Annotated in this window: 13 protein-coding genes; 7 read left to right on the top strand and 6 right to left on the bottom strand. The window is 61.7% G+C overall.

The genetic code is table 11. The annotated features are described in order from the left end of the window. Nucleotides 1-30 precede the first annotated feature (30 nt). Genes xylB through AARI_RS01460 form a run of 3 tightly spaced genes read left to right on the top strand, consistent with a single transcriptional unit; the run spans nucleotide 31 to nucleotide 3,303 of the window. Complete coding sequence (gene xylB, locus AARI_RS01470) at nucleotides 31-1,458, top strand: xylulokinase (protein WP_013347610.1); 1,428 nt, start codon at nucleotides 31-33, stop codon at nucleotides 1,456-1,458. 9 nt (nucleotides 1,459-1,467) lie between these two features. Continuing rightward, a complete protein-coding gene (locus tag AARI_RS01465) occupies nucleotides 1,468-2,736 on the top strand; it encodes an FAD-binding protein (RefSeq protein ID WP_013347609.1) in 1,269 nt (422 codons plus the stop codon). Between the two features lie 33 nt (nucleotides 2,737-2,769). Next, nucleotides 2,770-3,303: a TetR/AcrR family transcriptional regulator gene (locus tag AARI_RS01460; RefSeq protein WP_013347608.1), complete on the top strand. Its 534-nt coding sequence runs from the start codon at nucleotides 2,770-2,772 to the stop codon at nucleotides 3,301-3,303. Here the strand turns inward: AARI_RS01460 and AARI_RS01455 are convergent. The 3 genes from AARI_RS01455 to kynU form a co-directional block, all read right to left on the bottom strand. Next, nucleotides 3,300-3,923 (bottom strand): thymidine kinase, encoded by a 624-nt coding sequence (locus AARI_RS01455; RefSeq protein ID WP_013347607.1) that lies wholly within the window; start codon nucleotides 3,921-3,923, stop codon nucleotides 3,300-3,302. The two genes, AARI_RS01460 and AARI_RS01455, sit on opposite strands and share 4 nt — an antisense overlap. Before the next feature lie 105 nt (nucleotides 3,924-4,028). Then, nucleotides 4,029-5,411: an amino acid permease gene (locus tag AARI_RS01450; RefSeq protein ID WP_013347606.1), complete on the bottom strand. Its 1,383-nt coding sequence runs from the start codon at nucleotides 5,409-5,411 to the stop codon at nucleotides 4,029-4,031. Nucleotides 5,412-5,534: 123 nt separating this feature from the next. Then, on the bottom strand, nucleotides 5,535-6,815 hold the full coding sequence (gene kynU / locus AARI_RS01445; protein ID WP_013347605.1) for a kynureninase: 1,281 nt from the start codon (nucleotides 6,813-6,815) through the stop codon (nucleotides 5,535-5,537). A gap of 165 nt (nucleotides 6,816-6,980) precedes the next feature. On the opposite strand from kynU, the gene AARI_RS01440 reads away from it, so the two are divergent. The 4 genes from AARI_RS01440 (at nucleotide 6,981) to AARI_RS01425 (ending at nucleotide 10,072) form a co-directional block, all read left to right on the top strand. After that, on the top strand, nucleotides 6,981-7,430 hold the full coding sequence (locus tag AARI_RS01440) for an Lrp/AsnC family transcriptional regulator (protein ID WP_013347604.1): 450 nt from the start codon (nucleotides 6,981-6,983) through the stop codon (nucleotides 7,428-7,430). A gap of 71 nt (nucleotides 7,431-7,501) precedes the next feature. Further along, nucleotides 7,502-7,966: a hypothetical protein gene (locus AARI_RS18365; protein ID WP_013347603.1), complete on the top strand. Its 465-nt coding sequence runs from the start codon at nucleotides 7,502-7,504 to the stop codon at nucleotides 7,964-7,966. Next, on the top strand, nucleotides 7,959-9,407 hold the full coding sequence (locus AARI_RS01430; protein WP_226910696.1) for a sensor histidine kinase: 1,449 nt from the start codon (nucleotides 7,959-7,961) through the stop codon (nucleotides 9,405-9,407). Before AARI_RS18365 ends, AARI_RS01430 begins: the two co-directional genes overlap by 8 nt. Then, nucleotides 9,404-10,072 (top strand): response regulator transcription factor, encoded by a 669-nt coding sequence (locus AARI_RS01425; RefSeq protein WP_013347601.1) that lies wholly within the window; start codon nucleotides 9,404-9,406, stop codon nucleotides 10,070-10,072. Before AARI_RS01430 ends, AARI_RS01425 begins: the two co-directional genes overlap by 4 nt. 16 nt (nucleotides 10,073-10,088) lie before the next feature. Here AARI_RS01425 and AARI_RS01420 read toward each other — a convergent pair whose 3' ends face one another. The 3 genes from AARI_RS01420 to AARI_RS01410 all read right to left on the bottom strand — a co-directional run bounded on the left by AARI_RS01420 (nucleotide 10,089) and on the right by AARI_RS01410 (nucleotide 12,276). Further along, a complete protein-coding gene (locus tag AARI_RS01420; RefSeq protein ID WP_013347600.1) occupies nucleotides 10,089-10,907 on the bottom strand; it encodes a polyphosphate polymerase domain-containing protein in 819 nt (272 codons plus the stop codon). Next, nucleotides 10,907-11,575: a DUF4956 domain-containing protein gene (locus tag AARI_RS01415; RefSeq protein ID WP_013347599.1), complete on the bottom strand. Its 669-nt coding sequence runs from the start codon at nucleotides 11,573-11,575 to the stop codon at nucleotides 10,907-10,909. The genes AARI_RS01420 and AARI_RS01415 overlap by 1 nt, the downstream gene beginning before the upstream one ends. 284 nt (nucleotides 11,576-11,859) lie before the next feature. Beyond that, nucleotides 11,860-12,276: a DUF3151 domain-containing protein gene (locus tag AARI_RS01410; RefSeq protein ID WP_013347598.1), complete on the bottom strand. Its 417-nt coding sequence runs from the start codon at nucleotides 12,274-12,276 to the stop codon at nucleotides 11,860-11,862. Nucleotide 12,277: the final 1 nt, after the last annotated feature.

Below are 12,277 nucleotides of genomic sequence, written 5' to 3'. Positions count from 1 at the left end.
ACCCACCCACCGCAGAAAGCAGCCCGAACAATGACGCTCGTTGCCGGCATCGACTCGTCCACCCAATCATGCAAGGTGGTCATCCGCGACGCCGCAACCGGCGCCCTGGTCCGCTCCGGACGCGCCTCGCATCCCGAGGGCACCGAAGTGGATCCTCAGTTCTGGTTCTCCGCACTGCAGGAAGCCATTGCCCAGGCCGGAGGCCTGGACGACGTGGCTGCGATCTCGGTGGGCGGGCAGCAGCATGGCATGGTGGTACTCGATGAATCCGGCGCCGTGATCCGCCCGGCGCTGCTGTGGAATGACACCCGCAGCGCCGCGGCGGCCACCGACATCATCGCCGACGCCGGCAACGGCGATGCCGAAGCCGGTGCCGTCTACTGGGCGCAGCGCACCGGCACCCTCCCGGTCTCCTCCATCACGCTGGCCAAGCTGCGCTGGCTGAAGGACAACGAACCGGAAAACGCGGCCAAGGTCGCCGCCATCTGCCTGCCGCATGACTGGCTGTCCTGGCGCCTGGCCGGCTACGGTCCGGGTTCCGGCGCCGAAGGCCTGGCCGCGCTGGCCACCGACCGCTCCGATGCCTCGGGCACCGGCTACTACCGCGCCACCGAAAACGCCTACGACCTCGAAGCGCTCGAACAGCATCTGGGCCACATCCCGATCCTGCCTGCCGTGGCCGGCCCGCTGGATTCCATCGGCACCACCCCGGCAGGGGCCAGCATCGGTCCGGGCGCCGGCGATAACGCCGCCGCCGGATTGGGCGTGGGCGCCAAGGTGGGCGACGTTGTGATGTCCCTGGGCACCTCCGGCACCGTCTTCGCGGTTGCCGATACCCCATCGGCCGATGCCTCCGGCCTGGTGGCCGGCTTCGCCGATGCCACCGGCAACTACCTCCCGCTGGTGTGCACCCTGAACGCCACCCGCATCTTCGATGCCACCGCAAGCTTGATGCAGGTGGATCTCGAAGAATTCAACGACTTGGCAATGTCGGCCAACCCCGGCTCGGATGGGCTGACCTTGCTTCCGTACTTCGACGGCGAGCGCACCCCGAACCTGCCAAAGGCCACCGGTTCGCTGCACGGCATCACCCGCGCCAACTACACCGCCGCCAACCTGGCCCGCAGCGCTGTGGAAGCGGTCATCTGCTCGCTGGCCGACGGCCTGCGCGCACTCGAAGCCCAGGGCGTCGAAGCCCAGCGCATCATCTTGGTTGGCGGCGGAGCGCAGTCCCGCGCCCTCCAGCAGATCGCCGCCCAGGTACTGGGCCTGCCGATTACGGTCCCGGCCCCGGGCGAATACGTCGCCGATGGCGCGGCCCGCCAGGCTGCCGGTGTGCTGGCCGGAGCCTTCCCGGACTGGACCCGGGACACCACGCAGGTCCCGGCGGCGGAATCGACCCCGCAGGTACTAGAACGCTACCGCGCACTGGTCAAGAGCCAGTGGCTGGATAAGTAGGGATTAACCATGGAACCGGAAGCCAAGGAACTGAACTGGGCCGGGAATCTTTCCTACCAGGCCCGGGAACTGCTCTACCCCACCAGCATCGAGCAGCTTGCAGAACAGGTTCGCGCATCGGACAAGGCACGCGCCTTGGGCTCCCGCCACTCCTTCAACGACATTGCCGACACCCAGGCAACCCTAATTTGCCTGAGCAAGATGCCTGAAACCATCGAGATCGATGCGCAGGCCATGAGCGTGCGAGTCAGCGCAGGAACCACCTACGGCGCCTTGGCGGAGACCCTGCAGGCAGCCGGTTTTGCGCTGCACAATCTTGCTTCCCTACCCCATATCTCGGTGGCCGGGGCAGTCTCCACCGGCACCCACGGTTCCGGGCAGGCCCACGGCAACCTGGCCACCGCCGTGCGCGGGGTGGAACTGGTGCTGGCCGACGGCTCGCTGCATGCGGTGCGGCGCGGGGATGCGCAGTTCAACGGCTATGTGGTGTCCCTTGGCGCACTGGGCGTGCTGACCCATCTCACCTTGGATATCGTGCCGAGTTTCGAGGTTCAGCAAACAGTATTCGAGCAGTTGTCCTGGGACAAGGTGCTCGGTGGCTTTGATGCGCTCCAGGCTTCTGCCTACAGCATCAGCCTGTTCACCGACTGGAGCGGGCAGAACGTGGGCCAGACTTGGCTGAAGCGTTGTGTCGGCGACGGACTGGGGGATGATATTGCCCAGGGCAAGTTCGGAGGATTCCCGGCCACCGCCGCGATGCACCCGCTGCCCGAATCCGATGGAGCCATCTGCAGCGAACAGCTCGGAGCGCCCGGACCCTGGTCCGACCGCTTGGCGCATTTCCGCATGGATTTCACCCCGAGCGCCGGCGACGAGCTGCAGACCGAGTACCTGGTACCGCGCGAATATGCAGTTCAGGCCATCGAAGCGATCCGCGGGCTTTCTGCCACGATCACGCCCCTGCTGCTGGTCTCCGAGGTGCGCACCATTGCCGCGGATGAACTATGGCTCAGCGGAAACTACGGCCGCGACGGCATTGCCCTGCACTTCACCTGGAAGCCGCAGCAAGAAGAGGTCGAAGCGCTCCTGCCACGGATCGAAGAAGCGCTGGCGCCATTTGCCGCACGCCCGCATTGGGGCAAGCTCTTCGCGGCAACCAGCGCCCAGCTGCACGAGCTGTACCCGAAGTTCAATGACTTCATCGGATTGGCCCAGCGTTTGGATCCGGCCGGGAAGTTCCGCAACGACTTCCTGAACCGCACCGTGTTTGGCGCCTGAGCACGCCCTCGTCTTGCGACTAGACTTGTCACCATGGCATTGACTCAGTTAACGGTCGTGGACACCGCGGTCGGCATCCTGCAACAGTTCGGGTTGGCTGATTTGTCGATGCGCCGATTGGCCAAAGAACTCGATGTCCAGGTCGGTGCGCTGTACTGGCATGTGAAGAACAAGCAGGAGCTGCTGGCCCAGGTCGCGGCCAAGCTGCTGAACACCCCTGCGTTGGCTGTGCAGGCAGAAGACTTCGATGACCCGGCAGATGCGATCCTGCACTTGGCGCGCAAGCTCTACCTTGCCCTGCTGCCCATCCAGGACAGCCCTGAAGTCGTCGAGGTCGCCAGCGCCATGCAGGCCACTGAGCTCCAGCCGGTGCTGGCGCTGCGCTCGCTGCTGGAATCTGCGGGCCTGTCCGCAGAGCATGCCATCCATGGACAGCAGCTCTTGCTGAACCATGTGCTCGGCTCCGTCGCGTTCCGCCAGAACCTCGTGCAGCTGGATGTGGACGCACCGCTGGCCGATGGCTTCGACTGGGGATTGCAGCGGGCCGTGGCCGGCCTGGTCGGCTAGCTCAGCTTGCCGCCGGAGGCTTGAAGATAGCAGGTGGCGCACAGCGATTCGTACCATACGTCGTCGCCGTCAATGGCGACCTGGTCTCCGTCGAACACCACACACTGCCCTACCCGGCGGGTATTGAACATGGCCTTGCGCCCGCAGCGGCAGATGGTCTTCAGCTCTTCAAGTGAGTGCGCCAATTCCATCAGGCGTGCCGATCCTGGGAAAGCACGGGTGCGGAAGTCGGTGCGGATCCCGTAGGCCAGCACTGGAACATCATCCATGACAGCAATCCGTAGCAGGTCATCGACCTGTTCACCCGAGAGGAACTGCGCCTCGTCCACCAGCAGGCAGGCTACCGGCGGCGCGTCCACATGCGGCAGCAGGGCATCAGGGTCATCGCCGGAACTATGCGCTGCGAACTTCTCGCGCACGTTCTCCTGCGGCCCCACGGTGAAGTCGACTTCGCGCTGGATGCCCAGCCGGGAAACGATGGAGTTCTCTCCTTTGGTGTCCACCCCGGGCTTGGCCAGCAGGATGCGCTGGCCGCGTTCCTCGTAGTTGAAAGCGGCCTGAAGCAAGCTCGTGGACTTGCCCGAGTTCATCGCCCCGTAGCGGAAATACAGCTTGGCCACCATTGCTCCTTGAAGGTTGCTGCGCCTGCCAGCTGGCAGGCCCTTTACGATCTTAGTGCCCGCGCCGGATTTCTTCGCTGAACCAACGCCGCGGACCCGTCCCCGCTACTTCTGTGCGCGCTGGCTCTTTCCGGCGAATACCAGCTTGTAGAGCACCGACATCACGATGACAAAAGGAACGCCGAAGATCAGCGTGTACTTGAATTCCGGCACGAAGAACGAGGTCACCAGCAAGCCGGCGAGCAGTACCGCGCCAAGAATCGAGGCACCAGGGTAGCCTGGCAGCTTGAACTCCAGCGTCGTTTGTTCACTGCGGACCTTCTTGCGGAAGGACACGTGGGTTACCAGGATCATGAACCACGTTGCCAGGGCTCCGAAGGTAGCCAGCGACATCATGATGCCAAAGCCGCCTTCCGGCACCAGGGCGTAGACCAGGGCCGCCACCGCGATGCCTCCGGCGGACATCCACACCGCGTGGACGGGAGCCCCAGCGCTGTTGGTCCGATGCGCCAACCGCGGTGCATGCCCGGCATCAGCCAGCGAATGCAGCATGCGGGTGGCTGCGTACAGCTGGGCATTCGTGGCCGAGAGCGCGGCAACGATGAGCACGAAGTTCAGTACCGAGTCGGCAAGCGGGATTCCCATCTGGGACATCACGGTGACAAAGGGCGATCCGCCTGAAACCAGTTCGCTGGTTGGAGCGATGGCGAGGATCAGGGCCATGGTGAAGACGTAGAAGAGCAGCAGGCGCAGGAAGGAGACCTTGAACGCCTTGCGCACCGCGGTCTTGGGGTTCTTGGCCTCGGCGGCTGCAATGGAGATCGCTTCGATGCCCATGTAGGAGAAGATCGCTACGATGACCGCGCTCCACATGCCGAACACGCCATTGGAGAAGAAGCCGCCATCGGCTGCATAGTTATGGAATCCGAATTCGTCGCGCGGGTCGTGGAAGACCAGCCACAGCGCGATGATGATGAAGGCGATGACGGCAAAGACCTTGATTGCGGAGAACCAGTATTCGGTGGTTCCGAAGATCTTCACGCTGGAGAAGTTCACGCCCAAGAGCGCAGCGGAAAAGACAAGGATCCAGAGCAGTCCGGGGATTTCAGGGAACCAGTACTGCATGTACTCGCCCACGGCGCTGACCTCGGTGCCCACGGCGAAGATCAGCGCGGACCAGTACAGATATTTGGTCAGGTATCCGGCAAAACGGCCCAGGTAGCGTTCGGCGTAGACCCCGAAGGATCCGGCCACCGGCTGCTTGACGGTCATTTCCGCCAGCGCGCCCATGACCAGCAGCGCTACGGCTCCGCCAATGAGATAGCTGATGATCACCGAAGGGCCGGCCATCGCAATGGCGAGCTTGCTGCCCGCGAAGAGGCCGGTGCCGATGGCACTGCCCAAGGCGATCATGGACATCTGCCCTGGTGTCAACGACTTCTTAAAACCCGAACCGACTTCAGTGGCGCGTACCGGCTGCTTGCCCAACGATGCTCCCTTTAGACCTATGCGAACAGCACGGCATTGAAAATGCCGTGCTGCTGTTAAGGTTACTCTCGCGCAGATTCGCCGGCTTCGGCGCACCAAGACCCGAAAGCGGCGGAATTTGCGTTATGTCACGGCATTACGCACGGCGTACTCTTCGCGCTGCCAGGCATTGGTGTGCAGAATTTCACGCAGTTTCTCCACGGCGTCCCAGATATCGGTACGCGTCAGGTACAGCGGGGTGATGCCAAAGCGCAGGACTTCCGGTTCGCGGTAGTCCCCGATAACGCCCTGGTCAATGAGCGCAGCGATGATTTCGTACCCATGCTCATGGCGGAAGCTGACGTGGCTGCCGCGAGCAGCATGTTCGCGTGGAGTCACCAGTTCCAGGCCGTAGCCGGCGCAGCGGGTTTCAACCAGCTCGATGAACAGGTCCACCAGCTCCAGCGAGTTGGCGCGCACCTTGTCCATGTCCGCTTCCAGCGCGATATCCAGGCCGACCTCGATCATGGCCAGCGAAGTAACCGGCTGGGTACCGCACATGAAGCGGCGAATGTCATTTGCTGGAGTGTAGCTGCCAGCCATCTCGAAGGGCGACTTGTGCGACCACCAGCCGGACAGCGGCTGCCAGAAACGTTCATGGTGGCGGGCATTGACCCAGATGAAAGCCGGAGAGCCCGGGCCACCGTTGAGGTACTTGTAGGTGCAGCCCACGGCGTAGTCTGCATCTGCGGCATTCAGGTCAATCGGCACTGCACCCGCGGCATGGGCCAAGTCCCAGACCACCAGGGCTCCGGAGCCGTGGATTGCTGCGGTGGTCTCGTCCATGTCCCACATGGAACCGGTGCGGTAGTTCACGTGCGACAGGGCAACCACGGCGACAGTCTCGTCCAGTGCAGCGCGCAGCGACGCCTCGCCATCGATGAGCTTCACTTCATAGGCCACACCTGTTTCCTGCGAGAGCGAGTTGACCAGGTCGGCCAGTCCCTCGGCGATGTAGATGTCTGTCGGGAAGTTATCACGTTCGGTGAGGATCACCCGGCGCTGCGGGGAATCGGCCTTCTGCGTGCGCAGGGCCGAGGCCAAGGCCTTGAACAGGTTCAGGGTCGTGGTGTCGGTGATCGCCGTTTCGTTGGGCTTCGCGCCCAGCAGCTGGCCCAGCTTGTCGCCGAGCTTCAGCGGCATCTCAAACCAGCCGGCGGTATTCCAGGAACGGATCAGGCCTTGTCCCCATTCTTCGGTCACCACCTGGGCTGCACGTTCTGCTGCCCCCTTGGGCAGCGCGCCCAAGGAGTTGCCGTCGAGGTAGATGACGCCTTCTGGAAGGTTGAAACGTTCTCCAAAGGCCGACAGCGGGTCTGCCGCGTCCAACCGGGCAAGGGACTCTCGGGTCAATTCAGTGCTCAAGGGGTCTCCTGTTCAGGCAAAGCTCAAAGCTGGAAAACATTCAGTTCTCCATGATGCTTACATCGTAGAATTGAATACGAGATCATGCGAGACATACCGAACTTTTCAAAAGAATTGAGTTGATCAACCGTGGTGGATTCATTGTGGAGCGTTCAAGGCGACACCGTGCCGAATCCTGTGCGCGTGGATGAAACGGACCTGTCCATCCTCGCCGAGCTGAGCAAGGATGCCCGGATTGCCAACAATGTCCTGGCCGCAAAAGTCGGGCTAGCGCCTTCCACCTGCCTGGGCCGGGTCAAGGCCCTGTCCAAGGCGGGGGTGATCACCGGATACCACGCGGCGATCAACGAGGAACTGCTAGGAGTTGCCGTCAATGCCATGATCTCCGTTATCGTCTCCTCCACGGCCCGAGACCGCTTGCTTTCCTCTGCCCACCAGCTCAGAGAGCTCGCTGAGGTCAAGGAAGTGTTCGTTCTTGGCGGTTCCCCGGATTTGCTGGTCCGGGTGGCTACCCGAAGCATCGGGGACCTGCGCACCTTCGTGGCCGCGCATTTGGGTTCCAACCGCGCATTCTCATCCACCCAGACGGTCATTATCTTCGAGCACTTGGCCTAGCGAAGCCAGCAGTACGTCATCTTGCGGCATCTCTCATCTGCATCTCATTTATTTCGGCCACAATGAAACACATGGGAAAGGAAGCATTGCGCCGCGCGCTCGCGACGATTGCCGTCATCGCAGTTGTGGTAGTTGGCGCATTCGGGATCAGCAAAGCCTTGGAAGGACCAGCCGACCAAGACCTCGGGGAGGGGTTCATCTTCGAAGAAGTAGCACCCTCTCCCACCAGCGGCATCCCCAAGGGACCCACCCCTTCCCCTTCCGAATCGGCAACCAAATCGCAAACGCCCTCCTCCAGCCCGAGCAAGTCCGCCAAGCCGGAGGTCTCGGAAAAGCCCAAGACCAGCGCAACCCCGTCGCCTAAGCCGAAGCCCAAACCCAAGCCCAAGCCTGTAGCACCCGCACCGCCAAAGAAGACCGTCGTTCCGCTGCCGCCTTCGGGCAACCAGCATTACGACGATGACGACGATGACGATGACGACGATGACGATGACGACTACGGTGATGATGACGACGATGACGGCGACGATGACTAAGGCGCCAGAACGTCGGTGGTCCATCCGTGCCCGAGTCTTAACCGGCATGATGCTCCTAGTCGGCCTGGCGCTGGTGGCAGCAGGTACCGCCAGCTTCGCGGTACAGCGGCACGAACTCAATGACCGGCTGGATGAGTCCCTGATCCGCACCGTCAAGGAATTCGAAGTTCTCACCGAAACCGGTGTCGATCCGCGGACCATGGACCGCTTCAAGCACGCCGAAGACCTGCTCTACATAGCAATGCAGCGCACCTTGCCCTCCCCGAAGCAGGGCATGCTCTCCCTGGTGGCAGACAAGGTGCGTTGGACCGCTCCAGACATCGTCCAAACCCGTTTGGAAGATGATCCCGAGTTCATCGAATGGGCCAAAAGCGTCCAGGGGACCAACCACATCCGCTTGGGAACTGTCGAAACGGAAATCACGACCTACCGTGCCGTCGTTGTTCCGGTTAGCCTTCCGGCAGATCATGAGCACAGCGCCTTTGTCCTGGCCTATGACTACTCGGCCGAGGCCATTGCCAACGACCGGAACTTCATGATCTACAGTGCGGTCGGCGGCTCGGTGATGCTGGTGGCGGCCCTGGCCGCCTGGCTGGTAGTTGGCCGCATGCTGGAGCCGATTCGCCGCCTGCAAACTACGGCACAGCAGATTTCCGAGACCGATGTCTCCCAGCGCATTGAAGTTTCCGGAAATGATGAATTTGCCGAGTTGACGGTAACCGTCAATGAAATGCTGGATCGGCTCGACGGCGCGCTCAGCGCCCAGCGCCAGCTGCTTGACGATGTCGGGCACGAATTGCGCACCCCGGTGACCATCATCAATGGGCACCTGGAACTGATGGATCCCAACGATCCTGAGGACGTCGCCCAGAGCCGGGACATCGCAGTGGACGAGCTGCGACGCATGTCATTGCTGATCAATGACTTGGTCACGCTGGCAAAATCCAACCGCACCGATTTCCTCCAGGTGAAGCCGGTAGAAGTCGGCAAGTTGCTTGATGACATTCTCGACAAGGCCCGCGGACTGGGTGCGCGCCAGTGGCGCGTGGACTATCGCACCGAAGCCACCGTTGCGCTTGACCCGATCAGAACCACCCAGGCCATGCTCCAGCTCTGCGCCAATGCGGTGAAGTTCTCTGCTGAGGACAGCCGCATTGGCTTGGGCAACGAGATCATTCGCGACGCCCACGGCGGCACCACGCTGCGTTGGTGGGTATCGGATGCGGGCGTCGGCATCCAAGCCGAGGACCTTGAAAGAATTTTTGAACGCTTTGGACGTGGCCAGAACTCGGTGCGCTCATCAGGTTCTGGGCTGGGGCTGAACATTGTCCAAGCCATTGCCGAGACCCACGGCGGACGCGTGTGGGTCAATTCAGAATATGGCAAGGGTTCCACGTTCTACATTGATATGCCGTTATCGACAGGAAGCAAGGAAGCATGAGCCAGATCCTGATCATTGAAGATGAACCCCGCATCAGCTCATTCGTGGCCAAGGGGCTGCGCGCTGCGGGACTGACCTCATCCATCGCGGAAACCGGCCAAGATGGCTTCAATCTGGCGATCGAAGGCGATCATGAACTGATCATTTTGGATCTCGGCCTGCCCGATGAAGATGGCTTCTCGGTGCTCCGCCGGCTGCGAGTAGCCCAGATCGACACTCCGGTGATCATCCTGACCGCACGCGGCAGTGTCGAAGACACCGTGGCGGGCCTGCAGAATGGCGCGGATGACTACATGGCCAAGCCCTTCCACTTCGATGAGCTGCTGGCTCGCGTCCGCTTGAGGCTGCGCACCGAAGACAATGCCCCTGAAGTGTCTTCACTGACCCATGAGAACCTGCATATGGATCTGCTGCGCCGCCGGGTCACGGTCAACGAACGCGAAGTGGACCTGTCGGCGCGCGAATTCGCGCTGGCTGAAGCCTTCTTGCGCAATCCTGGCCAGGTGCTCAGCCGCGAGCAGCTGCTCTCCCGCGTGTGGGGCTACGACTTCGACCCGGGATCCAATGTGGTGGATGTGTACGTGCGCTACCTGCGAAACAAGCTGGGCTCGGAACGCTTCGAAACCGTCCGCGGCTTCGGCTACCGGCTTGCTTCCGAACGGTAGCAAGCCGGTAGCGGATCTAGCGCAACGTCGGATCCGGAACGAAGCTGCGTTGCAGCAGGCGGCTCCAGCGGTTGGCCGGCAACTGCGGATTGAGCAAGGCAATGCCGATGCAGTACTTGGACATGGAGACTTCGCGGATCCCCAGTTCGGCCAAGGCCTGGTCCGAGGCCCCGCGACCGTCGGCAGATTTGGTTTCGACAACGATCAGGTCCGGGCCATCAATCTGCCCGTGCCCGTTGGCATACTCCAATTCGATGTCGCAGGTCAGCCGCTCACCATCGATGGGGTTCACGAAGGTCGCGCGAGTGTATGCACTGTCCAGGACCGGTTGCAGTGCAGGGACTTCCTGCCCGTATTCGCTGCGCAGCACCGACTCGAGGAATTCCAGATTCGCCTCGGTCAATTCACTGGCGGTATCCAAATCCTGCTCGACGCGGTGCTTCACGGTGGAACCGCGCAGCCCCTTGGTCTTGATCTCGAACATCGACAATCCGGTATCCGCATACGTCCGCGAACGCACCTTGTACCGCCGGCGCCGCCCCTGGCGGTGGGCGCGGTACTGGTCGAGATCCTCGGTATCGAAATATACCGACTCGTAGCGGAAGGTCCGCAACCCGTCGATCTGCATGATCTTGAACTTGTCCCCAAGCTTCTGCGACAGTGCCGTGAACTCTCCTGGGGTCAGCAGGAACTTCTTGTCGACACGTGTCTGCAACGCCGCTTCGGAAATCACGTCTTCAAGGCTGATCGGCGCACGAGCTGCCACCGCTGCTTCCAGTGCGGCGCGGGCATTCGGTGTGCCGGTTGCGCAACGGATTGCTGAAAGCGCAGTCATCAGGACCACGTCTCCTGCTTGGCTCCGTTCTGTGCCGCCGGCGCCGCTGGGGTCTTGGCCAATTCGTAGGTACCGGAGAAGCTCTCGGATGAGCTGGCCTTGGCCGAAGCCTGTCCTGCAACGGCATGGGTGCGGAAACGCACGTCGACGATGGTCAGGTCGCGGACCATGTCCAGTTCCACCACTACGGTACGCAGCACCTTGGCATCCAGCAGCTCTTCCAAGGCGGCCTGCAGCTCAGCCTTCTTCGGGTAGGCGCGTTCCAGGGTGACGGTCTGGCGTTCGGTGCGTGGCGCGAAACGTGGGTGATCGGCCAGGAACATCACCAAGACAAGTGCTGCGGTAGCCGCCGGGGCCAGCCATGCTGGCTCCGGGTGCAGTCCGTTGACCAGACCGATGGCCAGGGAAATGAAGTAGTACGCTACTTCTTCCTGGGTCAGCGTGTCGGAGCGCAGGCGGATGATGGACAGGATGCCGAAGAGTCCAAGTCCCAGCCCCATGCCTGCGCCGCTGCCCGAGAGCAGCAAGGTGACTGCGAAGATGCCCATGCTCAAAGCGATATAGGCCAGCACGAGATCGCGGCGGAAGTGGCGGCGGAAGTATACGAAGTACACCAGCACTGTCATGCCGATGAGGTTGGACCCAAGTCCCATCCAGAAAGACAACATGGTTATCCCTTTCAAAGTGGTGAAGCGATGATTCCTTCACGATGAACTTTAGGTGAACGAAATGAAGACAAAAGTAGAGCAAGATGAGAACGCACTCATATTGCCTAATGAGTCATAACTGGGACTTTGGCGTCTGACTACGAAGTGATGGAGGTCTGGCGGGACTGTCTCTTCTGCGACCAACCCGAGCATTAATTATCATGAGCGCGCTTTCGACGCATTAAATGACAATCGGCGGCTCTTCTCTTTGCGAGGAGAGCCGCCGATTGCGAATGAAGGATTACTTAATTGCCAGCTTCAATTTCAGCCTTGGCGGAAGCATCCGAATCGTTCAGGAATTTGCCGATGCGATCGACTTCTTCGGTCTCGCCGATGGCGGCAGCTGCGCGGCCCAGCGCATACAGCGAACGCAGGAAGCCGCGGTTCGGCTCATGGCGCCAGGGCACTGGGCCTTGCCCACGCCATCCGGCCTTGCGCAGCGAATCCAGACCACGGTGGTAGCCAACACGTGCGAACGCGTAGGACTCCACGATGCGGCCCTCACTGTGCGCTTCATTTGCCAGCAATGCCCAAACCAATGACGAAGCAGGGAACTTTGCTGCCAAGTCAGTGGCCTCATCGCCCGCTTCGTAACGTGCCAGCACTTCGGTTTCTTCCGGGAGCAGCGTTTCCGGAATGCCCAGCAGATTTTCTCCGACCATG

This window comes from Glutamicibacter arilaitensis Re117, assembly GCF_000197735.1.
Classification (GTDB): domain Bacteria; phylum Actinomycetota; class Actinomycetes; order Actinomycetales; family Micrococcaceae; genus Glutamicibacter; species Glutamicibacter arilaitensis.
The sequence above is the reverse complement of the archived record's forward strand: the minus strand, read 5'-3'. Positions and strand labels throughout refer to the sequence as shown.